The organism is Bacillus sp. JAS24-2 (assembly GCF_008274905.1).
GTDB lineage: Bacteria > Bacillota > Bacilli > Bacillales > Bacillaceae_G > Bacillus_A > Bacillus_A cereus.
This window is the reverse complement of the sequence record NZ_CP031068.1, coordinates 5,147,255-5,173,327: the sequence shown is the minus strand read 5'-3', so window position 1 is coordinate 5,173,327 and position 26,073 is coordinate 5,147,255. Positions and strand designations below refer to the sequence as shown.

Genomic DNA, 26,073 nt, shown 5'->3' with positions numbered 1-26,073 from the left:
GCAGTTAGCGAGGTTATTTTTTGTTATTTTGTTTTTTTCTTTTTAAATTTGCTTAATACTTCATAAACGATTGGAACAATAAGAAGTGTTAATAACGTTGAACTTGTTAATCCACCAATTACCGTTACACCAAGTCCTTTAGAAATTAAGCCACTACCTTCAAATCCTAATGCAAGCGGGATAAGAGCACCAATTGTTGCAATTGCAGTCATTAAAATTGGACGAAGGCGTGTTGCACCAGCTTCTAATAAAGCTTCACGTGTTGATAGTCCTTCATTTTCTTTATGAATAACGCGGTCGATAAGCACGATTGCGTTTGTTACAACGATACCGATTAACATAAGCGCCCCAATCATTGCAGACACACTTAATGTTTCACCGGAGATTAATAAGGCAACAAGAGCTCCGATAATCGTAAATGGTAGCGAGAATAAAATTGCGAATGGTGCAAGGGCACCGCCAAATGTAACGACAAGAACGAAGTATACAATGGCAATCGCAGCTAACATCGCTAAGCCAAGTTGCTTAAATGATTCTTCAATATCTTTTGTAACGCCGCCCATAGAAACATCTACGCCAGAAGGAAGATCCATTTTATCTACTTCTTTTTGAACAGCGGCAGATGCTTTTGAAACGTCATCAGATGTTAGTTTTGCACTTACTTCTGCATAAACACGGCCATCGCGGTGTTTCACTGTATTCGAAGTTTCACCTTCTTTTACAGTCATAACATCTTTCACAGCCACTTCAGTACCAAGTGGTGTTGTAATTTTACGATTTGTTAAGTCATCGATTGTTTCATAATTTTGTTTTTCAGCTTCTACATATACATTGATATCTTTACCGTCTTTTTTAATTGTTGTCAGAACAGGGCGATCATGTTGATTAGAAAGTCCCATTCCAATTTGAGCAGCCGTTAAGCCCATTTTACTCAGCTTTTCCTGATCTGCGACTAAAGTGTACTCTGCATACGTTTTTGCAATACTAGAGTCAATATCCTTTAAGTCTTTATTTTTCTTCATGATATTTTGAATATCTTTTACGACAGGCTTAATGTCTTCTGAGCTATCTCCGTAAACGTATAGTTTAATTTCGTTACTACCGCCACTTGCTCCGAAGTCTTGGTTTTTCCATTCGCCTTTGCCAGACATCTTCTGTAAATCTTTAACGACTTGTTCTTTCTCTTTTTCAAAGTTTTTCGTGTCGTTATCATATTGCACGAAGAACATTGCTTGGTTTGATCGACCAGGACTCATTGGGTTTTCGCCACCTAATGAGAATTGAATTGTTTTGACGTCTTTATTATTTTGGAAGTGCTTCTCAGCTTTTGTTGCAATTTTTTCAACGTCTTCTAACGTTTGACCTGGTTCAGGGTTGTATGTTGCGATAATCATTTTTTCTTCTTCAGAAGGTAAGAAACTTACACCGATAACTGGTACAAGTGCAAGACTACCAACTAATAGAAGGACAGCGATACTTGATGTAATAATTTTGTGATTTAAAGCCCATGCAAGTATGCGTTTATACCCATTTGCTAATTTACTTGGTTTTTCTTCATGATGTACTTCTTTTTCCCTCATGCTCTCTTTCTTAAATAAGGAATGAGCTAGCATCGGTACGATTGTAACTGCTACTAGTAATGATGCTAATAAAGCGAAGACGATAGTTAAGGCGAATGGTAAGAACATTTCACCAATCATACCTTTTACTAGTCCAAGTGGTAAAAATACAGCAATTGTTACGATGGTAGAAGACATAATTGGGATAAACATTTCTTTCGTAGCTTCACGAATTAAATCTTTTCCGCGCAATTTCTCTTCTGATAATGACATACGTCGGTAAATATTTTCAATAACAACAATTGAGTCATCGACAACGCGGCCTATAGCAACGGTCATTGCTCCAAGTGTCATAATGTTAAGCGTAATATCCATTTGCTTTATGACTAAAACAGCAATTAATAAAGAAAGTGGTATGGAAACGACAGAGATTAACGTTGTTCGAATATTTCGTAGGAACAGCATAATAATAACGATCGCAAAGATAGCACCGAAAATTGCTTTGCTTAGCATTGTTTCAACTGATTTTTCAATAGGTGCACCTTGGTCGAATGTTGAAATGATCTCTAAATCTTTATATTTTTTCTCAAGATCTTTTACTTTATCTTTTACTGCATTTACAACATCAACTGTATTTGCATCAGAGGCCTTCACAATTTGAATTCCAATTGCTTCTTTTCCATTTGTTCGAGAAATAGATTCTGCTTTCCCAACTTCTTTAATGTCAGCAATTTCTTCTAATGTAACTGTTGGAATCCCGTTCATAGCAGCTGGATTCATTTGCGGCGTTTGTGCACCAGCGCCAGCATTTTGACTACCTTGACCGTTAGGTGAGGAAGGTATAGCTGGGATTTTAAGTTCTTTTAATGCTTTAATCGTTGTAATATTGCCATCTACAACAACTGATTTTTCCGTGTCTTTAAATGTGTATAAGCCAAGTGGTAAAGATACATCCGATCCCTTAATAACATTTTTTACAGTATCTTCACTTAGTCCTAGTTCTTTCATTTTATCTTTCTTGAAGACAAGCTGTACTTCATCTACTTGTTGGCCAGCAATTTGGACAGATGCAACACCATCAAGTCCTTTTAATCCTGGTACAACATTCTTTTCTACATTTTCAGTTAAGGTAGCTAAAGATTCATTCTTGCTTGCTACGCTTAACGAAATAACAGGAAAGGCATTGAAGTTTACTCGTGAAACTTTAGGATCTTTAACACCTTCTGGGAGCTTTACATTTGTGAGAGCTTCTTTAATTTCTGATTCTGCTTTTTCCATATTTTTATCAAAATCGTATTCTACTTGAATAGAAGATGCGTTTTGAAAAGATGATGAGCTCACAACGTTAACACCACTTAAATTTTGTAGTTGTTCTTCCATCGGCTTTGAAACTTTATCAGCTACTTCTTCTGGTGTAGCACCAGGATAGACCGTAGTTACTGTCACAATCGGTGTTGTAATATCAGGAATTGTTTCCAGCTTCATATTGAGTCCAGAGTAGATCCCGGCAATAGTAACAATAATGGTTAGTAGCCAAACTGCGAACTTATTTTTTAACGAGAAATTGATGATTTTGTTCATGTTTGCGCTCCCTTTTTATTATATTGACCAACTGGTCAGTCTAATACATAATATAACTGACCGTTCGGTCAATCGTCAATAAAAAGAGATGGTATAATACATTTATAATAAGATGCGAGATTAAATTTAGGAGAGAAGATATGAAAGAAAAAGAGCGTTTGATTATAGAATTGGCTATGAAGTTATTTGCTACTAAGGGTGTAAATGCGACATCAGTGCAGGAAATTGTGACAGCTAGTGGTATATCTAAGGGAGCTTTTTACTTATATTTTAAATCGAAAGATGAGCTTTTATTAGCGACACTTCGATATTATTATGACAAAATCCAAAAGAAAATGCTGGATATTGAACAAGAGTCTTTATTACCGCGTGAAAAATTTGCAAAACAATTACATTGTCAGTTTAATGATATACAAAAGCATAAAGAATTTATTATTATGCATGCGAGAGAAAATGCAATTCCGTTTAATAAAGAAGTAGAAGCATTTATGATGCGGATGAAGTTAGAGTCTCATGCATTTTATCGGAATAGTTTATTGTCCATTTATGGTGAAAAGGTTATGCCATATTTATTGGATTTAGTAATTATAGTAGAAGGCATATGCCGTGGTTATTTAGAATTAATTATTTTACAAGCACCAGAAATTGATTTATCGTATGTCGCTGCTTTTATTTTAAAAAGAGTAGATCATTTAGTAGATGGTTTGGTAGAATCTTCGGAAGAACCTATTTTACATGAAGAAAAGCTTGGAGAATTCCTTTGTAAATCAGAGCTTATTAAGGAACAAGTTAAAGAGCATTTTTTAAAAGAAATTATTGTATTTAAGCGTAGTTTAGCTGATCAATTAGAGGATGATGAGTTGTTAGTAACGTTAGATGTTTTAGAGGCGGAAATACGATTGCTTAATCCAAGAATTCCAGTAATTAGAGGTATGTTAGCAAATTTAGAGGCGTATCCGGAATTAAAAGAATTTCGATTACGACTTATAGGATACTACAATATAAAAAATTCTTAATAAAAATAAGTAAAAAACTCCTTGTCTACACAAGGAGTTTTTTCTTAAAGACTATTTACTATTTTGAGACCATTCTTCAACATCCCAAACTTTTGTAATCCAATCTTCATAGAAGTCCGGTTCGTGACATACAAGGAGGATTGTTCCTTTATATGCTTTCATAGCCTTCTTAAGTTCCGCTTTTGCTGTAACATCAAGATGGTTTGTCGGCTCATCAAATAGTAGCCAGTTACTTTCCTCACCCATTAGCTTACATAAACGAACTTTTGCTTGTTCTCCACCACTTAATTGACTTAATGGGCGAGAAATATGTTCATTTTTTAATCCGCATTTTGCTAACATCGCACGAATTTGATGCTGGTCTAAACCAGGGAATGTATTCCATACATCATCAATTGGTGTTATATTGTCAGCTTTAACTTCTTGCTCAAAGTATGCAGGCTCTAAGAAGTCACCAAGGCTTGTTTTACCGCTTAAAGGCTTAATTTTACCTAAGATTGTTTTTAGTAACGTTGATTTACCAACACCGTTACATCCAACAATAGCAATTTTTTCACCACGTTCGATCGTCATTGATAGCTTTGGTAGTAGCGGATGTGTATATCCGATTTCTACATTTTCACCTTCAAAGACGAAGCGACTACTTGCGCGACTTTCTTTAAATGAGAATTCAGGTTTAATTGCTGTTTCTGGGCGATCAATAAGTTCCATGCGATCAAGTTGCTTTTGACGACTCTTTGCACGACCTGTCGTTGAATAACGAGCCTTGTTTTTTGCAATGAAGTCTTCTTGCTTTTTGATAAACTCGCGCTGCTTTTCATAAGCGTTTATATGTTGGTTTTTATTGATTTCTGCTAGTTCTAGGAATTTTTCATATGTCGCTGTATAGCGTGTCATTTTTGTGAATTCTAGATGGAAAATAACATCAACACATTTGTTCATAAATTCTGTATCATGAGAAATTAATAAGAATGCATGTGGGTATTCTTTTAAATAATTTGTTAACCAATGAATATGTTCAACGTCTAAATAGTTAGTAGGTTCATCAAGCAATAATACTTCTGGCTGTTCAAGTAATAGCTTTGCAAGCAATACCTTTGTACGTTGTCCACCACTTAGTGCTGAAACATCACGATCTAAACCAATAGCATCAATTCCAAGACCACGTGCAGCCTCTTCAATTTTCATATCTAGTAAATAGAAACCACCTGCTTCAAGTGCATCTTGTATTTCTGCCATTTGTTCAAGAAGTTCTTCTAGTTCTTCTGGTGTAGCAGTTCCCATTTTTTCTGTAACTTCATTTAAAGCTTTTTCCTTTTCGAATAACGGTAAAAATGCATCCGCTAGTACGTCACGGATCGTACGTCCAGGCGTTAAAACAGTATGCTGATCTAAGTAGCCGTAATGTGTGCCCGGTGTCCATTCTACACGACCTTGGTCATGAATAAGCTGACCAGTAATGATATTCATGAATGTTGATTTACCAACACCGTTTGCACCAACTAATCCAACGTGCTCACCTGCTAATAATCGCATAGATACATCTTTAAATAATGTACGATCACCAAATGTATGTCCTAATTTTTCAACTGTTAATAAGCTCATAGTATCCTCCGTCCAACTTGAAATAGTACCTTGAATCATGATACTAAATTCTTTCATATAATGCCATCATTTCAAAATGTATATTTTTTCAAAAGAAGTGTTTGTAAATGTTAGTATATAAAAAAGTTACTTCTACCTACAGAAGTAACTTTTTGGTTATGCCTTTTGTTTAACTTCACTAACTTTCTTTTCAGCTACAATAAAATGCGGTCTACGTTTTGTTTCATAATAAATACGACCGATATATTCACCAATAACACCTAGGAATATGAGTTGAATACCGCCAATAAATAGTATAGCGGAAATGAGAGTAAAGTAACCAGGAACTTCCACACCACCAAGGATGATTTGAACGAACGTAGTGATTACGTATAAAAGTCCTAAAATGGTTGTTAGTAATCCGAGATATATAGATAGACGTAACGGTTTATTATTAAATGAAATTACACCATCAATTCCGTAATTTAATAATTTCGAGAAGGTCCATTTACTTTCTCCATCAGAACGTAATACATTTTCATATTCAATGATTAATTCGTTATAACCGATCCAAGAAAATAAGCCTTTTGAAAATCGGTTGTATTCACTTAAAGATAATAAAGAATCTACTGCTCTTCGACTTAAAAGTCTAAAGTCACCAATACCGTCTACTAATTCAATATCTACAAATTTATTCATCACTTTATAGTAAAGACGAGAGACGAAAGAGCGAACGGGTGAATCACCAGTTCTTGTTCTTTTTGCAATGACTTGGTCGTAGCCGTCGTTATATCCTTCTAACAGTTCTTTTATTAACGTAGGAGGGTGTTGTAAGTCAGCATCCATAATAACAATTGCATCGCCTGTAGCATATTTTAAACCAGCTAACATTGCAGCTTCTTTTCCGAAGTTTCGACTAAATGATATGTAGTGTACTGACGAATCTGAACTAGCTAAATCACGTAAAATATTTAAAGTATCATCTTTACTACCATCATTAACAAAAACAAATTCATAATCGGTAGTTAATTTATGAATTTCAAGAGAAGTCTCTGAATAAAAGGCTCGAAGCACCTTTTCTTCATTGTAGCATGGTACAACGATTGAAAGAGTCATTTTTGACACTCCTTGTTTGTAGTGGGTTAAAACAATGTTATGCGTTTTTATATGAATCTATCCAATTGGATAGATTCATGATTCATTGATTGCTCATTATTGCTTTTTAAAAGAAAATTTTCGTCGTGCTTTTGGATTTTTGAAAATTAGTAAAGCTATACAGATAATTAGTGAGATGATTGATATAATCATACCTAATTTGAAGTAAGGTGTAACGTAAGTCATTTCGATTACATGTGAACCTTTTGTAATGGGAACACCGATAAAGGCAGAATTCGCTTTCGTAAATTCTGTTTCTTTTCCATCAATTTTTATAGTCCAGCCTTTACTATATGGGACAGATAAATATAAGAGCCCGTCTTTATTTGATTTGATATCCCCTTTTAAATAATTGTTCTTATAATAAATATTTTCAAGCCTATTTTCAGTTAGTTTTTTTGTTTCTTTTTGTACACTTTCATAGTTTACAATATTTGCTTGCAAGTCACCTAATTCATACTCACCTGCCATATCAATAGAGATAGTTAGGTTTTCTGGACGCTCATTGCCCAAATTGTAAACAAACCTTTCTAACGGATAAGAGTATGCACCAGCATCGTCCCCTTTTCCTATCGTTTTTCCATTAACAGTTGCATTGAATGTGCCTGCATTTTTTAATTTTAATTCTATCAGTAGATCACCAGGTGTATCAGGATAATTGATAGGTACAATCATATTTCCAAAGCCATGAACAATTAGTTTATTTTCTTGTTTTTCCATGTTTTCGAATTTTGCTTTTTCCGTTTTAATAGATACTGCCTTTGATTTGAGGTCTTGTTTATTAAAATGGTTTAATGAAAATTCTTTTGTATTATTAACGACAACAGCATGTAATAATAATTGATCACGCTGAGCGAAGTTTAATTTAGAAAATTCTTCTTCACTTATAGCCGAATCATATACATATCCTAACGGTAAAGCATAGTCATTTTTGTAAATATTATATGGTCCTACTTGCTGTAATAGTTTATATCCATAAGGTACATTCTTTGAATCTGTATCAGCACTTAATACGCGATATTTTATACCTAGCATATTTTCGAGTAGTAGTCGACTATCAGCTTGATAAAACATTGAAGGTGTATCGTACATTTGGAATACACCATATTTATTTTTCATAAAGTCATGGACATAATAATTAACTAAGCTTTGATACGTACTTACGCCATGATATCCTTGTAGCATCGGTGTGTTATATTCGCTATATGGATTAAGAATACGATAAAAGTCTTTATCATTTTCTTGTATGTAGCGAATTGCAGCAATTTCTTCTTTATTATCATAGCCTGGTTCGTGTAACTTTTCAGTTGAAATCTGGCTCTGTCCGTAAACGGTGCTAAGTATATTATTCGCATACATATAATTCATAGAAATTGTGCTAACGAGTACATTCAATACAACTAAAAATTGTATGAAAGGTTTGGAAATATAACGCCATAAACATACTGTAATAACAGAAAGAACGACAGTTCCGAGTAAAATGTTATCAACGTCTTGTAAAGGTTTATCAGTTACATTTATATTTGCTTTTCTATAAAATGCATAAATGAATAATCCAATAGACACTAATAAACTTATTAAATAAGGTAATTTGTAGTCTTTCTTATGAATAATCATCCAATCTAGAATGTATGCAATTGTTTGGGCAATTACAAATACAAATAAATAGAACCATCTAGATTGCATTGCTGAAAAACCATTAAACACAGAATATGTATATGGAAGCATAAACAGAATGAACATGAATAACGTAAAGAATACTTTATTTTTAACGAGTTTATCACGTATAAACATTCCAAATACGATTAAGAATAAAATTAAAGCTGGTAAAGCTAATTGATGATTTTCAGCATTATACATGAAGAAAATATTTTCCATTAAATCTTTATAAAATTTATCTTCAAATAATAATGGTATCTCAAACTTTTTTGATAGTCGATCAGCACTAAATACGGCATTAACTGATGGGAGGAAGCAAACGGCGGCTAAACCGAGTGATAATCCATACAATAAACCGATTCTAATATAATAAGTTAGAAAAGAGACAATCGTTTTATTTTGTTGTGTCGCAAAGTATTGGAATAATGCATAAATAAATATGAAAATACTTGTGATAAAAGCAAAATAAAAGTTTGATGCTAACATTAAAGTAGCAGCGATTAGGAAAAGTCCGCGCTTCTTTTCAATAATATATTTATCAAGTCCCCATATTACTAATGGTAAAAATACAATGGCATCAGCCATGAAATCCCATAGTAAAGAGTGGCGGATGAAAGTAATACAACCACCATATATAATAGCAGCAACAAAAGATGAGAATGCTGTTTTATTATGGTAACGTAAAGAACCATACATGAATACCATAGCTAAAAAGTTTTTTAAAATACTCATGTATAATTTCACGTCATATACTTGCTCAAGACTTAGTTTAGGTAGTAACAGTGTAATCCAGAAAAACGGTGATGTGCTGTAATAATAACTAAACTCTCCAAATAAATCTCCACCTAATCCATAATCAAAAGACCAAAAAAGGTTGCCATCTTTAAAGGCATGTTGTAGAAGAAACGTAAAAAAACCAAATTGACGTAACGCATCCCCTGTACCAGAAAAGGCTTGATTAGATGTTAAAAAGAAATAATGAAAAGCAAAAGCGCACAATAATAATATTGGCATAATTATTATTGTTTTCTTGGAAAAGAATTTATTATTCGGCTTTATGCTCATAAAAATTGATAATCCTCCTTTGAAAGTCGTTACATGTAGCAACTAGTTTTTAGGTAGCATATAAAAACACACCAATTTTTAAAGGTGTGTTCTTTAGTTTTAACATGAGAAAATATATATTTTTGTTGAAGCATATATATTTTTACAAGCGTTGAAGTTCATAGTTTACATGTAATTTAGTATAAGGCATTTTCAGAAAGTAAGTCAATTTGAGCTGGAATATATAGCATTTTTTTACTGAAGAAAAATGATGGTATATAAAAAAGCAAAAAGCTTTTCCATTTTTAAATAGGAAAAGCTTTTTGCTTTTAAGCATGTTTGCGAATAAGCTTTTGTTTTATAAATCCTAAAACGAATCCACGTATTTGAGGATCAATTACAATTCCGATTATACCGTATAGTATACCAGTAAGAGTTAAAGCAACTAATGGTGGTAAGTTGATTAATGCAATTCGGTATATACCGTAACTAATAATAAAGGCTAAGGAATTAAATATAATTCCTTTAACTAATAATTGCATGCCTTTACGAATAAAGAGGGTAAATCCAATTAATAGTGTAATTTCGGTAATGATGGCTGCGGCAGCTGCCCCCATCATTCCATATTTACTACCTAATACAATATAACCTATGATGGCAACAACTAATCCAATAGTCATTGTTGTTGCACGTTTCCATTGCTGGCCAATCGTTGTTAAATTATCGGCTAGTGGATAGTTAATTGATTGTAAAATAACCATAAACGCTAGAATAGCAAGAGCGTCACCAGCGGGAGCGTATTTTTCTCCTAATAAACTAACAATCCAGAAACTTGGATCAGCAATAAAGGGGATAGAAATTCCCATTCCTAAAAAAGACATAAGTTTTAATTCAAAACTTGATAATTTTCTATGTTCTTCAATATTTTTCTCATTACCAAAAGCAAAAAGTCTTGGATAAAAAGCAGCTGCAATTACTCCAGGTATTTGATATAGTACAGCAGGTATTTTAGATGCAGCACCAAAGAATCCAACTTGCTTATATGTTGAAACCTTTTCTAATATAATAGGGCCCAATTGTGGTAAGAGCATAATAATGATTCCGTTGATCGTGAAAATAAGTAGTTGATCTAAAATGCCTTTATCCCAACCCTTATGGACTTTCGTGTAACGTATTGTCATTATAAAGGCGATAACACCTGTTACAAGACTAGATACCCCGTACATGGCAGCAACCATCATAAGTGACCATTGGAAAGACATCCCTAGTAATAGGGCAGCAGCAGCTGTTACACCTTGTAGTACAGAAATAATAGCTGTAAATTGCATGCGTTCTGTTACTTGGAAGTAAGCCATACCAACACCTTGTAAGGTTGCTCCGAACATTGTTGGTAGGACAACCCAATATACCATCGCACGTAAGTAAGCATCGGGATAGAAGAACTGGGCAAAAATAGCGAAAAGTACAGAAATTACGATAGCTAATATTAAACGAATACGTAAATAACTACTTATTAGCACACTAATATTAGCATCGCTTCTCGTTCCTTCACGCATAAACGTATGTGTTAAACCTGCATCTGTAAAGTAACAAATAACAGCTGAAACTGCTAACGCAGTTGTAAACATACCGTAATCACTTGGAGAAACATATCTTGCAAAGAAAATTGTTGCAATAGCCAGTACAAAGCGGACAGTAATGTTTCCTACAAAGAGGTAGGATGCGTTTTTTAGAATTTTATTTGTTTTCATGAGAAAAGACCTTTCTATTCTTTAGGACCCGGTTAGTTTGTCCTATTTGTAAATTTAATTTGTTCACAGAAAGAGAGAGTATCGTTATATTTTCAGTTTAAGAAAACAGAAATTTAATTCGTACAAACCAAAGCATTGCATATAGTTTTTTACTACGCTTTCCATTCTTTGAATAGATTTTACGGCAATATTTCCTTATATCTTTTTTGATTAATTGAACTTGTGATTTATCTAATCGAGAGTTTTCTTTAATATATATACAAGCGTTATTGATGACTGTATAAGGGAATAAATAAGTCTCAAGAATCTCAATCAGTGACTGAGGGTCTTTCGTAATGAAGTCTTGAGATTTATTATGTACCCAATCTTTCATACGATTGAATACTTCTAGCTCTTTTGTTGTTTTTAATTCATAATCTTTATACTTAGAAGAAAGATTTCCTTCTGATAAGATTCTATAATAAGTTAAGTATTCATCGACATAACATACATTTGTCAAACTCATAAGTTTAAATAAAAACTCTAAATCTTCTCCCCAACTACATCCTGGTGTAAAACGAATGTTATGATCCATTACGATGGATCGTTTGAAAATCCAAGTACTTGTTTGAGCAACAACTTGATGTGTTAGGAATGCTTTTGCCATATCACCTTTAATAAAGTTTGTTGTATGCTCAAGCTTTTCGCCTGTTTCTTCGTAGAAATTCATATAACCACAATAGCACGCGTCCATGTTGTTTTTATGCATACTCTCGATTTGTTTCTCAATTTTAGTTGGATGCCATAAGTCGTCACTATCAAGGAAAGCGATATATTCTCCGCTAGCATTTTCGATACCTGTATTACGGGCTACCGAAACACCTTGGTTTTTTTGATGAACGTATTTTACTTGCCCTGGGTATTTTTCAGCAAGGTTTTTCACAATAGAAGGTGATTGATCTTTACTTCCATCATCTACAATTACAATTTCAATGTTTTTATATGTTTGATCTAGTATTGACTGCATCGTTTCTTCAATATATTTTTCCGTGTTATACAGGGGTATGACAACAGAAACAAGTTGCTTTTGTTCCATCATAGAATTTTTATCTCCTCAAGTTTTTTATGTCTTGCATCATATATACAAGCCTTTTGGAAGGAAGAAGATTACAAGAACATCTGTATAAGTTTAACGCATATAAACTTTGTAAATCAACTTTCTATTGTTGTACTTTGTATAAAAAGTATTTATTATAGAACGTATTGTGTTGTAAAAATATAGAAATATATTTTGAAAATTATGTATCTGAAGGGAGAAGATGAGATGTTAGGGCGATTTACTCGCAAATCTAATATAATCCTTTTAGGGATTATTATGATAGTCGGTTTTACACTTCGTTTTGCAACTTTACAAACACATGGTGCAGATCTATCTATAGCTAGCGATGATATAGGTTATCAAAAAACGGCAAATATTTTATTGGAAACAGGGATGTTAACATATCATGAACCAGATAAACCAACGATTCATATTATGCCGGGTTTTCCAGCTTTATTAGCTGTTGTATTTTATTTTTTTGGAAATGGCAGTGAAGGTCTTTTTGTAGCAAAATTAATTATTATCCTATTAGGGGTACTTAGTATTTTGCTAACTTATAAGATTGGCACTTATTTATTGAATTCTGCTGCAGGATTAATAGGTGCTTTCTTATTAGCTGTGTATCCTCCAGAGATTGTTATGGAAAACTTAACTTTAACAGAAGGACCGTTTCTATTCCTTTCATTAGGATTAGTATATTGGAGTTTAAAATTAGCTGATACTCATAAAACGAAACATCTTCTGATTGTATTAATTTTCTACTTTTTAGCACTGTACCTCCGTGTACAAATTGCCTTATATCCAATCTTACTATTTGGGTATCTTTTAATGAAACGCTACCCATTCCGTATTATGATGAAGCAAGCGATTATAAGCATAGGAATAGGACTTATCGTACTTGGACCATGGTGGGCTCGCAATTACATTCAATTTGATAAATTTATCCCACTAACTGCTGGGGCAGGGAATCCGTTATTACTTGGAACGTATCAAGGGAAAGGTTACCCAGAAGGTAAGGATATGGGGGAACTTGAAATAGAGTTACATGCAAAATACCCTAATCTTGAAGCACATGAATTTATGGAATTAGAAGAAAAAATAGCGATTGATAAAATGAAGGAATGGTGGAAAACTGATAAGGAATCTATGATAGAGAGTTATTTAGTTTTGAAGCCAGAAATTCTTTGGAAAAAACCGTATTATTCTATAGAGCATAATATTGAAGTATTCAATGTTTCTGCAAAGGATATGAATGAAATATATAATTTTATTAAGACGACGTTTTTAATATGTACAGTACTTTCATTTATTTTCCTTTTAAAAAGGTGGAGAGAGACTACATTTTTATGGTCAATCCTTTTATTGCAAACAGCTTTAACATGTTTTTATGTTGCATATGAACGATATGCATTACCGTTAATACCATTCTTATTTATTATAATTGGAGTTGGGACCGTGGCAACTGTTATGAAAATTAGTAAATTATTAATTAGAAAAAAATAGTTTGCAATAAAAAACATCTTAATTTTTTTAAAAAATTAAGATGTTTTTTTGTATATATTCATATTTAAATAGAAAACTATTCTTTATCGGTTTCAGGTTGCGTTACTTTTAATTTTTGCTTTAATAACGCATAATCTTGCGTTAACGTTACAAGTTGATGATGTAATTTAGAAATTTTTCTTGTTAAGTCAAAAATTAATATGAAACAGAATAATAGTCCAAATAAGAATAAAACAGATGGAGGATATTCTACGTGTAATAGTTGGCCAATCCAATTTATAATTTTTTCAGTAGAACTTAAAATAGCCATTGCAACACAAACGAAAATCCATAAAATAGCATATTTAGTTTCTAAAGCTCCACGACGAATGGAATTAATAATTAATAAAAATAATAATAGAATGAAGATAAATGAAAAGGTAATTATAGGCATTTATTATCAACCTTTCACAATTTTTTGCATCAATATAGCAAGGCTTACTTTAATCATGTAATATGCAGATTTAAGAGGTGTGATAGAAGATTGTCCCCCTTGACGCTCTTGCATATTTACGGATATTTCATTAATGCGTAATTTTTTCTTTTTTAAATGAATAAGGACTTCTGGTTCTGGATAATCTTTTGGATAATTATGTGCAAAAATCTTAATTACTTCTCTATTGATAGCACGATACCCAGAAGTTGGATCCATAAAGGTTTGTTTTGTTAGTACTTTCAGTAGAGCAGTAAAATAAAAAATACCAATTCTTCTAGAAATACTACCTTTATAGGCTGTTTTCTCTGTAAAACGTGAACCTAGCACCATATCGCATTGGTCTTCAGCAATAGGTTTTATAATTTTGTACAAATCATCAGGATTATGTTGCCCATCAGCATCGAACTGAATCGCAATATCATATCCATTCTCATAAGCGTATTTATAACCAGTTTGTACAGCTGAGCCAATACCTAGGTTATATGGTAAGTTCACAAGGTGAACAGGAAAATCATTTACGATTTGAGCTGTTTTATCATGTGATCCATCATTAATAACGCAAATGCTTAATTCTGTAAAATGCTGTTTTAGTTTTAATAATCTTGTTAATGTATCTGCAATTGCTTCTTCCTCGTTATACGCAGGAATAATAATTAACGTTTTTGGTATTGAAATTGGTACCTCAATAGACATTATCGCACCATCCCTTATATACTTAATTATATTATAGTTATTTTTAAACGAACCTTATCTAATATACCATTAATAGTATAGCAAAATAAAGGAAAAACTGGTGGATTATTTTAGGAGACAAACAGTAAATAAAAGATAAGAGGTGGAATTTTTTACAATAAAAAATACATGCAAGGATGAAATAAACCTGTGCATGTATGAAGTGAGAGTATCGTATTATATATTCCATGGCTTACTTAAAGTTAAAACTTCAGCCATCTCTTTACTTTTTAAACGTCCCTTTTTTCGGTTTTCCGCGCGTTCTAAACCGGTTGTGTGTAACCAATGTTCTTCTTCAGTTTCAGGAAGTACTTGTGGTACGGATGAAGGTTTTCCATCTTTTATTGCCACAAATGTAATGAAGCAAGTAGCAGCAATTCTACGCTCGCCTGCTAATAAGTTTTCTGCGATTACTTTTACGAAAACTTCCATTGAAGATTTCCCTGTATAACATACAAATGCTTCATAACAAACAGAATCAGCTTGGTGAATTGGAGTTAAAAAATCAACTGAATCAATAGATGCTGTTACGCAATGTTTACGACTATGTCTTGCAGCCGCAATTGAAGCAATACTATCAATTTCTGCTAATAATTTCCCTCCAAAAAGTGTTTGGTGATTATTTAAATCGTTAGGAAAAACACGTGTTGTCTTAATTGCTTTAGATTCTCGCATGAATTTCTTTTCCATATATTCAGCCCCTATAGTCTGTTTTCAATCAGAATAATATGTGTAAGCAGATTACTCATATTAGATATTTAATGAAGTAAAGTGTATTCCAAAAGAGGATTATTTAAACTTCTGTATTTGTATTCATGTAACTGAAAGAAAATTTATTTTATCTAAAATGTAGTGTAAAAGAGGATTCGCTTACATTGCAAGTAAAAAGTAATGACTATGTATTTGTCATAGAAATTCCCTATCAGCCGTGTCCCCATTCATGATAGAATCGTTTTGTTATGAATGGAAATAGAGGTGCAATGGACATATGAATCATATACAAACAAATTTTTCATCTTTCTTCAATAAAATTACAATCGGTGCGATGCTCGCATTTTTTGTTTATAGTTGTTGGGCAGCATTTGAGACAAGTAAGCAATTTTTTGGAGGAAGTACAACAAGTGTAACAATCATATTAGCAATTTTCGTCATACTTATTTTGTTAGTGGCATCAATTCTACAATATCGTTTTACAGATAAACAATTTCTTATTTTTCTTATAAGTATATCTATAGTTGTGAGGGTTAGTATGCTGTTATTTGTAGATGCTCCAATAATTGGTGATATGAAAGTGATGTATGAGTCTGCAAAGCAGATTGCAATTGGTAATAATATAGGGACTGTAACTCATTTACCTTTTATTATATATGAGTCGGTAATTATTCGTATATTTGGTGATTCATTATTCGCTTTACAACTATTTAATGTGCTATTTTGCACAGGAACAGCATTATTTATTTATCGTATTGCGGGAATGGTTTTTGGAGAAGAATGCGGTCGTATTGCTTCTATCTTTTATGCTCTGTATATTCCAAATATATTCATGAGTTCCGTATTAACTCCTGAATCAATTGCAATATTTTTATTTTATTTTGCTTGTTACATACTTTTATATAAAGGATTAGATCATCCTTATATGTGGGTGTTTTCAGCGATTTTATTTGCATTTAGTAATATGGTTTTCCCAATGGGATTATTTCTTCCTATTTTTATTACGGTATATGTATTATTAATCGAAGTATTTCAATCAGCAACGAAACAAAAGGTGTTACTAAAAATGATAGGGATACTTATTCTATTTTATAGTGCCCATTTTAGTGTGAATTATGGAATTAAGGCAATGGGATTGTCACAATATACGATTTCAAATGAGACGTATGTTCAATCTGTTTTAATTGGAAAGACGCAACATGAAGAAAAAATATCGAAAAATCAAAGTGTAACAGAGCATATTGATCAAAAGTTAAAAGAGATTGAGGGAGAAAGATTTAAACTTTTAGAGCCGATGATAAATCAGTTTTCAGATGAAGGGGTAAATTCTATTCTTTTCAAATGTGAAAAACTGATATATATAGCCGTAACATTGTTTATGACTATAGCTCTATTACACTTCCTTATTAAGAAACAACAAAATGAGGGATATATGTTGTTCTTATTTTTAATTAGTGGCTACGTATTGTTAAAGCTCTTTCAAGTAGATATGGCATATTACAATGTAATTATGCCGGCATTGTTCATTTTGCAGAGCTTTGGTGTTTATATGAGTTATGTGTATTGTCAAAAAATATTTTTCAGAAAATAAAAAGAATCCATTCTGGATTCTTTTTTTGATGGAAGATGAAATTTAGTAGTCAGTGCAGATGAAAAGTATGCCTGACTTGAATTTGATCCCGCTATTTTCCAGGCAGTAAGACCCCCACCTCAAAATCAGCGAAAGCAAAGAAGTTAGGTGGGGGGCGGGCTGCCCGTAAAAGCCCGATTGGTGAGGGCTGATAATCAACGGGGGATGAACAAAACCCCCGTTGATTAAAGTTTCACTTTATCTTATCGATTTAGTTCTAGTTGTAAATTATCGGCTGTTAGAGCCATTTGTGAGGAATCATCTTGAATTCCTTTCATTACTTGTGAAATAGCTTGTAGCTCGTGTTCAATTTTCTTATTCTGTTCTTTTGAGTTAGACATATCTTTTACAATTTCTTGGAAGTATCGATCTGTTGCTGACATACTATCCGTTCCTTCCGATACGAGAGAGCTAATTTGTTTCACGGAAGACGAGACACGGGTAATTTGTTCATTTGTTTTTTCAACGAGCTTTGTAACGTTAAATATAGATTCTTTCGTTTGCTCTGATAATTTTCGAATTTCACCAGCAACAACAGAAAACCCCTTCCCAAATTCTCCAGCACGTGCAGACTCGATAGCTGCATTTAGTGCGAGTAAATTGGTTTGCTCCGCAATCGATTTAACAATATCTATGATTTCATTAATTTTGTTAGAAATATTAAGGAGTTCATGAGTATCTGTAATAATCGTTTCCATATTCATTTGAATAGATCCCATTCGTTTGTTTTGTTGGTTTAATTGTTCTTTCCCTTTATTGGCTTTTTCTTCAGATGTTGTAGCTAATGATGTACCTGTTTTAGCAATCTCTACAATAGTTTCAGATTTGGCGGTTAGTTTTTGAATAGAAGAGCTTGTTTTTTCAGATACAGCAGCTAGTTCTGTTGCGATATGCGTAATTGTCATAGCAGTTAGTTCTTTTTCTTTCTCATGCTCTTTTCGCATTCTTTCATATTCAGATTCATAAGCTGCAAGAACAAGTTCTTGTTCAAGAGTAAATAATTTATTTATAACATTTATAGAATAGGAAAAATCATCGATTGTTGTTATTTTTGTTTGCAAAATCTTCATGATAGAGCGGAACAATTCTTGATAAGCAGCAGTATACCATTTTCGATGTAAACCAATTTGTACATGCCTTTTGGCAATCCTAACACGCTGTTCAATAAAATCTTCATGCATATTGCCGCTGAATAATTCTTTAATATGTGTTTTTAAAGTTTGTTTTAGTTTTGGAATAGAGCTGTAACGTTCAATAATAGTAATTAAATTAGGTTGTTTTGTAATGTTGGCATAGAATTTTTCAGTAATCCAATCAATTTCTGCATAAATAAAAGGCTGTAGTACTTTTACAACTTGTAAATCTTCTTTTGAAATATGTAGCATATCCATTTGAATTTTTAATTCAGAATTAGTAGGGACATTAAAAGTTATTTGTTGGTCCTTACTTAATTCGATTATACTGGCATTTGTTTTATTAATATTTTTTTTGAAAACCCCAAGCATCATTCTTCCCCCTGTATATAAAACGTTTTCAATTTTAAAACTAATATAGAGTAATTATATATGCTTATATATAATTACTCTATATTAGTTCGTTGAATAGTATATAAATTAAGAGAATTCTATCTAGAATTCTCTTAATGGCCTTTATTAATTTTAGCATGTGTTTTAAAGAAAACAGGGAAATGAACATTATATATTACAGTGACGACACGAATAATGAATGTTACTAATAAACAAACATAGAAAGCTAACACGTGCGCCCCCATAGCGTGTGTGATTAGGAAGCTAATTGCTCCTAAGATAGAAGCGATTGCGTAAATCTCTTTTCGGAATACGTAAGGGATATCTTGAGCACAAATGTCACGCAAAATACCGCCTCCAATACCTGTAATGACTCCCATTGAAACAACTAGAAATGAGGCGTCAACATGATGTGACATTGCCGCATTTGCACCAATAGCTGTAAAAACACCTAAGCCAACAGCATCAGAAAGCATAATAACGACTTGAAGTTTATTGATGCGCTCAAAAAACATACAAGTAAATAATGCTGATAATACACTTACGAAAAAGTAAATGGGTTTTACAAATGCGACAGGGGGCAGGTTACCAATCATGATATCACGAATAATACCGCCGCCGAGCGCAGTAGCTACAGCTAAACAAAGGACACCAAATAAATCTAAATCTTTTTTTAAACCAACTAATGTACCAGAAATGGCAGCGGCGATAATGCCAAGAAACGTAAATATATCGATTAATAACATGGCCTTAATCCCTTCCTCTTAAAGATGTTCCAGAGAAAAAATATACACTAAAGTATTGGAAATAACAATTACTTTTCGCTACATGTAGAAAAACGGATAAAATTCATAAAGAAAGCGTTTGAAAATGTTTGGAAAATAGCCATAAAGTAATTTGAAAAAGATATGAAAAGATTAATTTTACATTTTTTGATGTTGTTTATTTGTTAAAACATTACAATTATAGGTAGGTTATTTATATTTGTATAAAATGATAAAAAAATATTTATATACTGACAAAAATAAGGGGGTGGTTGTTAGATAGATTTTATAAAAATAGGGGAGTATAGCTAAAGGACGATAATTTCTATTACTGATTAATACTTGTCCTGGCTAGTTTTAGCTGGAAAAATAGTTCTCGATTTGAATATGAGTTATGTTATAATTGCTAGGTGTGTTTGAATGATAAAAAATTATGATTAAAAGATAATGTTAAGATTTTGTATGGAGGTCTTGGAATGTTAGCAAATCAAGCTAGGGTTAGATTTGAGCATTTTTTGCTCTTTTTTATTATTTTACAGCCTGTTTTAGATTTATTAACGTCTCTTAGCATCACTTTATTAAAGTCAAATGCTACCGTTGGAATTTTAGTAAGATTCCTTATTATGGCTGTTGGTGGTATTTACATTTTAATTCAGGCAAAAGAGAAGGAAAATAGAAAGTTTTTAATTTATCTTATATTGTTAGCCGGAGTTTTAGGGATAGGATTTATTAATAACAAACTAGTTAAGGATCCTATTGTACTTAGTGAAGAGGTTAAATTCGTTGCGAAAGCATTATATATATATATCATGCTGGGATCATACATTTTAGCTTTAAAATCATTGAAAAAGACAGTTAATATTAGTGATAAGGTTCGAAATAGTATTGTATATTCTACATTAATCATTAACGCAATTATGGTTATTTCTATTTCAACATCTACTGACTTTGGTAGTTATGAATGGATGAAGGTTGGTTCTCGAGGTTGGTTCTATGCAGGGAATGAACTAGGTTCAATCTTAGCTATTATTTTCCCTATTGTAGTACTATATTCTATTCAAAAAACAAAGAGCTGGAAACACATTCTATATTGGATTCCATCACTTTTAATGATTTATTCGCTAATTCAAGTTGGTACAAAAGTAGGAATGGGCTCAATTGGTGCTACGTTAGTGGCAGCAATCGGGATTATTTTACTACAATTATTATTTGATAGAAAAAATCCGAACAAAAAATCCCTTGCACTTAATGCAGTAATTGCTATTGTCCTATTAGCTGGTGTAGTCGGAACGTTTAAACAAACGCCATTAGCACAAAATATGGGTATTCACAATAATTATTTATCAGAGCAAAATGTGGCGCAGCAAGGTCAAAAAGAAAAAGAAATTAAAGAGAAGCTGAAAAAAGAGCAAGAACTTAAAGCAAAAGAAGAAAATCATCATAAAGTTGAAAAGCCAGAAGAAAAGGCGAAGATAGAAGAGGAAGTTAAGAAAGAGCTTGAGAAAGAGCAAAAGAAAGAAAATCAAGAAAATCTTATTTTCAGTGGACGTCAAGTATATGAAGAAAGACATAAGCAGTTCTTTAAAGAAGCGCCAATGTCACAAAAGTTATTAGGAATGGGTTATGCAGGTAACTTTAAATACAATGAACAAAAGCAGCCAGATCCAAAACTAATTGAAATGGACTTCCATGATTGGTTTTATGATTTTGGGATTATTGGCTTTGTATTACTAATGATTCCATTTATTTATTACGGGCTAAGAATTCTACTAGCATTTGCTACGAGATTTAAGGACATATTTAATATAAAATATGGAATGATTTCAGCAAGCTTATTGTTAGCGTTAGGTATTGCTTATATTGCAGGACATATTTTAACAGCACCAGGAGTTGGGATTTACTTTGTAGTGGTGTTAGCTTATCTAATAGTAGACCTAGAAATTGAATGATAAAAATAAAAGCTAACTTTTGTTAGCTTTTATTTTTTAGTACAGTAAAATAAAAATAGATGGAAACGTAGCGAGGATTTAAAGGAGGAAAAAATATGAAAATATTGCATATGAATGCAGGAGCAGAAGATGGGGGAGGGAAAACACATATTATTTCACTTCTCGATCAGTTTCCAACTGGTGAAGTAGAATTAGCAGTATTTGAAGATGGAATTGTTGCGAAGGAAGCAAGGGAGTTAGGGATAAAAGTCCATGTGTTTTCACAAAAATCGCGCTATGATTTATCCATTTTAAAGAATATAAGTGAATTTATTAATAAAGAAAAATTTGATGTAGTTCATACACATGGCCCTAGGGCTAATTTCTATGTTTCTTTAATGAAAAAGAGAATAAAGGCAAAATGGGTAACGACTATTCATAGTGATCCATTTCAAGACTTTACTAAACAGGGCTTAAAAGGTTGGATTTTTACGAAATTAAATTTGAAAGCCTTAAAAAATATAGACTTATTTTTCGTTGTAACAAATAGATTGAAAAAAAGCCTGGCAGCATTAGGTATTTCAAATGAAAAGATGCATGTTATTTATAATGGAATTGAATACGATAAGGAAAAAGCAGAAGGCTATAATAAAAAAGAAATGTTCAATATTGATGAAGATGTATTTACGGCAATCCAAGTAGCACGATTACATCCTGTCAAAGGACATGAAGTTTTATTCGATGCGTTACAACAAACAAAATTAGAGAAAATTAAAGTATTATTAGTTGGCGATGGCCCATTAGAAGAAAATCTAAAGTCATTAGCTACTGAAAAAGGGATTAACGATAAAGTAGAGTTTTTAGGACATCGTCAAGATGTAAAACAATTATTTGCGTCGTCACATGTAAATTTATTAACTTCCCATAGTGAAGGGTTCCCACTAGTTTTATTAGAAGCGGCAAATCAACGCGTACCATCAATTGTGACTAGGGCTGGAGAAATTGAACCATTAATCGTAGATGAAACTTACGGATGGATTGTGCCAACAGGTGATGGAAAGGCATTAGCATTAGCTTTAGAAGAAGCGTATGATAAGTGGAAAACTGGAGAGTTAGCAGCAATGGGTAAACATATTTATGAGCATGCTACTATGAACTTCTCACTTCAGAAACTATATGAAGATACAAAGGAAACATATAAGCAATTAATAGCGAAAAACTTGTAATGATAGAGAGGATAGTTAACTATGGCAGTACAAACAGTTGATATTCTAGGCGTTCCTTTTTCTACAATGACAATGGATGAAACGGTCCAATATTTAAAAGAACAACTAGAAGCGGAGCGAACTCATACGTTTCAGGTAGTAACAGCAAACCCTGAAATTGTTATGTGCGCAAAAAAGGATGAAAAGTTCTATCAAACATTATTGAATACAGATTTAATTACACCTGATGGTATTGGGGTTGTAAAGGCAAGCGGGATGCTTGGTACACCTTTAAAAGAACGTGTAGCAGGTTTTGATTTAATGTGTAATTTACTTGCGAAGTTATCAGAAGATAGTAAGCCGGTATCTGTTTTCTTATTAGGTGCAAAGCCGCATGTTGTACAAGCTGCAGCAGATCATTTAACAAAGACATATTCAGCTGTATCCATCGCCGGTATACAAGATGGTTATTTTAAACAAGAAGACGAAGAGAATATTATTTCTCGCATTCAAGAAGCAAAACCAGATTTATTACTTGTTGCACTTGGTTTCCCGAGACAAGAGAACTTTATCCAAAACAATAAGCATCGTTTAGAAACGAAAATGGCTGTTGGAGTAGGTGGAAGTTTAGACGTATGGGCTGGAGAGGTAAAACGTGCACCAAAATGGATTCAAGCGATTCATTTAGAGTGGTTTTATAGATTATGCAGTAATCCAACACGCTGGCGTCGTCAGTTAGTATTAGCGGAATTTTTAAAAGAAGTAATGCGTTCGAAAAAGTAGCGAAATATCGCTGCTTTTTTTATTTGTTCATTTTTAATAAATTGAAACTTTAATCAGTGAGGCATCCCCACAGATTATTAGCTCTCACCAATCGGGATAGACGTTTTACTTTTTGGGAATGATGAAGGAGAATTTTTTACACAAAAGTATTTTACTTATACAATTCACACATGTAAAATGATGTGTAAAGACACCTGTGTGAGGAGGACTTCTAGTGGGCAAGGTTAAAGAAATTTCGAAGCGCAAACTACTAGGTATAGCTGGGCTTGGATGGCTATTTGATGCAATGGATGTTGGAATGCTTTCATTTGTAATGGTAGCCTTGCAAAAGGATTGGGGATTAAGTACGCAAGAAATGGGCTGGATAGGCAGTATTAACTCAATCGGTATGGCAGTAGGAGCGCTTATTTTTGGGATACTATCAGATAAAATAGGGCGAAAATCAGTCTTTATTATTACATTATTATTATTTTCTATCGGTAGTGGTTTAACTGCATTAACAACAACACTTGCGATGTTTCTCGTTTTACGCTTTTTAATTGGTATGGGGCTTGGCGGAGAGCTTCCGGTTGCCTCTACACTAGTATCAGAGAGTGTTGAAGCGCATGAACGTGGGAAAATTGTTGTGTTATTAGAAAGTTTTTGGGCAGGTGGATGGCTAATTGCAGCTCTTATCTCGTATTTTGTTATTCCTAAATATGGTTGGGAAGTTGCGATGGTATTGAGTGCAGTTCCAGCATTATATGCTTTATATTTAAGATGGAATTTACCGGATTCCCCAAGGTTCCAAAAAGTTGAAAAAAGGCCATCTGTTATTGAAAATATAAAATCAGTTTGGTCTGGGGAATATCGTAAAGCAACAATTATGCTATGGATTCTATGGTTTTGTGTTGTTTTTTCCTATTATGGAATGTTCCTTTGGTTACCGAGTGTAATGGTGCTAAAAGGATTTAGTTTAATAAAAAGTTTCCAATACGTACTTATTATGACATTAGCTCAACTTCCAGGATATTTCACAGCTGCTTGGTTTATTGAACGTCTCGGTCGTAAATTTGTTTTGGTTACGTATTTAATCGGGACAGCTTGCAGTGCTTATTTGTTTGGGGTTGCGGATTCATTAACAGTATTAATCGTGGCAGGTATGTTACTATCCTTCTTTAACTTAGGTGCTTGGGGAGCATTATACGCCTATACACCTGAGCAGTATCCAACGGTTATTCGTGGTACAGGTGCAGGAATGGCAGCAGCATTTGGTCGTATTGGTGGTATTCTTGGGCCACTATTAGTGGGATATTTAGTTGCTTCAGAAGCTTCACTATCATTAATATTTACGATTTTCTGTGGATCAATTTTAATTGGTGTATTCGCTGTAATAATACTTGGACAGGAAACGAAGCAACGAGAATTAGTATAAAGTGAAAATTTGAACGTATCCCTGACCGTTTATTATCCTACACTACTCGGCTCTTTATAGGCAGTTAGTGCGGGATAAAAGGGGAGAGGAAACCGAAGTGGTTTCCTTTTTTCTGTTTTTTTAGATAAATAATGGTATAGTAAGAAAAAGGGATTATTTCTTATAAAAGCGAATGTATACAACAGGACATATGGACAAAGAATTAGGTGGTTGAAGAAATGAAAATTTTACTGATCATGGAAGAGGCAGAAGAGAGAAGAGAGTTAGCTGAAAATTTCACTGAAAATATGAGAAATGTAGAATATTTTGAAGCAAAGACAGGAACAGAATCTTTATTTATGATGAAAAAACATATACCAGACTTTGTTTTTTTAAGTTCCAAATTACTAGATGGTACTGGTTTTGAATATGCAAGTTTATTACGAGAAATAAATTGCTATACAAAATTTATTTTTGTAGGTGAAAACATAGAAGAATCTATTACAGCTTTTCGTTTCCAAGCATTTTATTATTTATTGCGACCATTTCGTGAAGAAGATTTACAATTTCTTTTATATAAAATAGGTAAAGAACAAGGTGAGAAAGCAAAGAGTTATTTGCGAAAACTACCGATAGAAAGTCAAGAGGGTATACGATATATTCTTCCAGAAGATATCGTATATGTAAGTAAAAATAAAGAAAATAAAACTGTTTCAATTTACACAACGAATAATCAGTATATTTCAACATATACACTTCAGGAATTAGAAAATAAGCTAAATGCATATGATTTTTTACGTGTACATAAAAGCTATTTAATTAATATGTCATATGTAAAAGAACTGAAACCTTACTATAATGGCACGTATAATTTGTATTTAGATAGGTATGATGAGCAACCGATTCCAGTCAGTCGTAATTATGTAAAACGCCTTCGAAATAACATTGAATTATAGTAGGTAATGAGAGTATTTTAACATGATAAACTGAAAATCC

At 32.9% G+C, this 26,073-nt stretch carries 19 protein-coding genes and 1 pseudogene; 8 read left to right on the top strand and 12 right to left on the bottom strand.

Annotated features, from left to right (window positions below; all coding sequences use genetic code 11):
• Positions 1-23: 23 nt before the first annotated feature.
• A complete protein-coding gene (locus tag DN407_RS26835) occupies positions 24-3,140 on the bottom strand; it encodes an efflux RND transporter permease subunit (protein WP_097855695.1) in 3,117 nt (1,038 codons plus the stop codon).
• 140 nt (positions 3,141-3,280) lie between these two features.
• Here DN407_RS26835 and DN407_RS26830 point away from each other — a divergent pair, with 140 nt between their 5' ends.
• On the top strand, positions 3,281-4,156 hold the full coding sequence (locus tag DN407_RS26830) for a TetR/AcrR family transcriptional regulator (protein ID WP_149216734.1): 876 nt from the start codon (positions 3,281-3,283) through the stop codon (positions 4,154-4,156).
• Between the two features lie 51 nt (positions 4,157-4,207).
• Here DN407_RS26830 and DN407_RS26825 read toward each other — a convergent pair whose 3' ends face one another.
• From DN407_RS26825 to DN407_RS26805, 5 genes are all read right to left on the bottom strand, one after another.
• Complete coding sequence (locus DN407_RS26825) at positions 4,208-5,761, bottom strand: ABC-F family ATP-binding cassette domain-containing protein (protein ID WP_000055410.1); 1,554 nt, start codon at positions 5,759-5,761, stop codon at positions 4,208-4,210.
• 156 nt (positions 5,762-5,917) lie between these two features.
• Complete coding sequence (locus DN407_RS26820; protein WP_000175827.1) at positions 5,918-6,856, bottom strand: glycosyltransferase family 2 protein; 939 nt, start codon at positions 6,854-6,856, stop codon at positions 5,918-5,920.
• Between the two features lie 96 nt (positions 6,857-6,952).
• The gene (locus DN407_RS26815; protein ID WP_053513758.1) at positions 6,953-9,619 is read right to left on the bottom strand and encodes a YfhO family protein; all 2,667 of its coding nucleotides are present in this window, start codon (positions 9,617-9,619) and stop codon (positions 6,953-6,955) included.
• A 308-nt stretch (positions 9,620-9,927) separates the two neighbouring features.
• The gene (locus DN407_RS26810) at positions 9,928-11,349 is read right to left on the bottom strand and encodes an oligosaccharide flippase family protein (protein ID WP_000856129.1); all 1,422 of its coding nucleotides are present in this window, start codon (positions 11,347-11,349) and stop codon (positions 9,928-9,930) included.
• Between the two features lie 97 nt (positions 11,350-11,446).
• Positions 11,447-12,427: a glycosyltransferase family 2 protein gene (locus DN407_RS26805; RefSeq protein ID WP_000970519.1), complete on the bottom strand. Its 981-nt coding sequence runs from the start codon at positions 12,425-12,427 to the stop codon at positions 11,447-11,449.
• A gap of 225 nt (positions 12,428-12,652) precedes the next feature.
• Here DN407_RS26805 and DN407_RS26800 point away from each other — a divergent pair, with 225 nt between their 5' ends.
• Positions 12,653-13,930 carry a glycosyltransferase family 39 protein gene (locus DN407_RS26800; RefSeq protein WP_149216733.1) on the top strand — a complete coding sequence of 426 codons (1,278 nt, stop codon included), beginning with the start codon at positions 12,653-12,655 and terminating at the stop codon, positions 13,928-13,930.
• A gap of 76 nt (positions 13,931-14,006) precedes the next feature.
• Here the strand turns inward: DN407_RS26800 and DN407_RS26795 are convergent, their stop codons facing one another.
• The 3 genes from DN407_RS26795 to DN407_RS26785 all read right to left on the bottom strand — a co-directional run bounded on the left by DN407_RS26795 (position 14,007) and on the right by DN407_RS26785 (position 15,827).
• Positions 14,007-14,363 (bottom strand): DUF2304 domain-containing protein, encoded by a 357-nt coding sequence (locus tag DN407_RS26795; protein WP_001121767.1) that lies wholly within the window; start codon positions 14,361-14,363, stop codon positions 14,007-14,009.
• Positions 14,364-14,369: 6 nt separating this feature from the next.
• Positions 14,370-15,098, bottom strand: a complete 729-nt coding sequence (locus DN407_RS26790) for a glycosyltransferase family 2 protein (protein ID WP_000021476.1) — start codon at positions 15,096-15,098, stop codon at positions 14,370-14,372.
• A 216-nt stretch (positions 15,099-15,314) separates the two neighbouring features.
• Positions 15,315-15,827 (bottom strand): acyl-CoA thioesterase, encoded by a 513-nt coding sequence (locus DN407_RS26785; RefSeq protein WP_000412120.1) that lies wholly within the window; start codon positions 15,825-15,827, stop codon positions 15,315-15,317.
• Between the two features lie 298 nt (positions 15,828-16,125).
• On the opposite strand from DN407_RS26785, the gene DN407_RS26780 reads away from it, so the two are divergent.
• Positions 16,126-17,439 carry an ArnT family glycosyltransferase gene (locus DN407_RS26780; RefSeq protein WP_149216732.1) on the top strand — a complete coding sequence of 438 codons (1,314 nt, stop codon included), beginning with the start codon at positions 16,126-16,128 and terminating at the stop codon, positions 17,437-17,439.
• A 242-nt stretch (positions 17,440-17,681) separates the two neighbouring features.
• Here the strand turns inward: DN407_RS26780 and DN407_RS32985 are convergent, their stop codons facing one another.
• The 3 genes and pseudogenes from DN407_RS32985 to DN407_RS26770 form a co-directional block, all read right to left on the bottom strand.
• Entirely contained in the window at positions 17,682-18,383 is a 702-nt protein-coding gene (locus tag DN407_RS32985) for a methyl-accepting chemotaxis protein (RefSeq protein ID WP_370658441.1), read from the bottom strand.
• Positions 18,384-18,437: 54 nt separating this feature from the next.
• Positions 18,438-18,983, bottom strand: a pseudogene (locus DN407_RS32980) (protoglobin family protein); the annotation flags it as partial.
• 134 nt (positions 18,984-19,117) lie between these two features.
• Positions 19,118-19,750, bottom strand: coding sequence for a trimeric intracellular cation channel family protein (locus DN407_RS26770; protein ID WP_000924369.1), 633 nt, complete (start codon positions 19,748-19,750; stop codon positions 19,118-19,120).
• A 494-nt stretch (positions 19,751-20,244) separates the two neighbouring features.
• Between DN407_RS26770 and DN407_RS26765 the strand changes: the two genes are divergently transcribed.
• The 5 genes from DN407_RS26765 to DN407_RS26740 all read left to right on the top strand — a co-directional run bounded on the left by DN407_RS26765 (position 20,245) and on the right by DN407_RS26740 (position 26,033).
• Positions 20,245-21,717 carry an O-antigen ligase family protein gene (locus DN407_RS26765; protein ID WP_061655693.1) on the top strand — a complete coding sequence of 491 codons (1,473 nt, stop codon included), beginning with the start codon at positions 20,245-20,247 and terminating at the stop codon, positions 21,715-21,717.
• Between the two features lie 95 nt (positions 21,718-21,812).
• Entirely contained in the window at positions 21,813-22,922 is a 1,110-nt protein-coding gene (locus tag DN407_RS26760) for a glycosyltransferase family 4 protein (RefSeq protein ID WP_000697464.1), read from the top strand.
• Between the two features lie 21 nt (positions 22,923-22,943).
• Positions 22,944-23,684 carry a WecB/TagA/CpsF family glycosyltransferase gene (locus tag DN407_RS26755; protein WP_000290748.1) on the top strand — a complete coding sequence of 247 codons (741 nt, stop codon included), beginning with the start codon at positions 22,944-22,946 and terminating at the stop codon, positions 23,682-23,684.
• A gap of 214 nt (positions 23,685-23,898) precedes the next feature.
• A complete protein-coding gene (locus DN407_RS26745; protein WP_000521077.1) occupies positions 23,899-25,098 on the top strand; it encodes an MFS transporter in 1,200 nt (399 codons plus the stop codon).
• A 218-nt stretch (positions 25,099-25,316) separates the two neighbouring features.
• Complete coding sequence (locus tag DN407_RS26740; protein ID WP_017657618.1) at positions 25,317-26,033, top strand: LytR/AlgR family response regulator transcription factor; 717 nt, start codon at positions 25,317-25,319, stop codon at positions 26,031-26,033.
• Positions 26,034-26,073 lie beyond the last annotated feature (40 nt).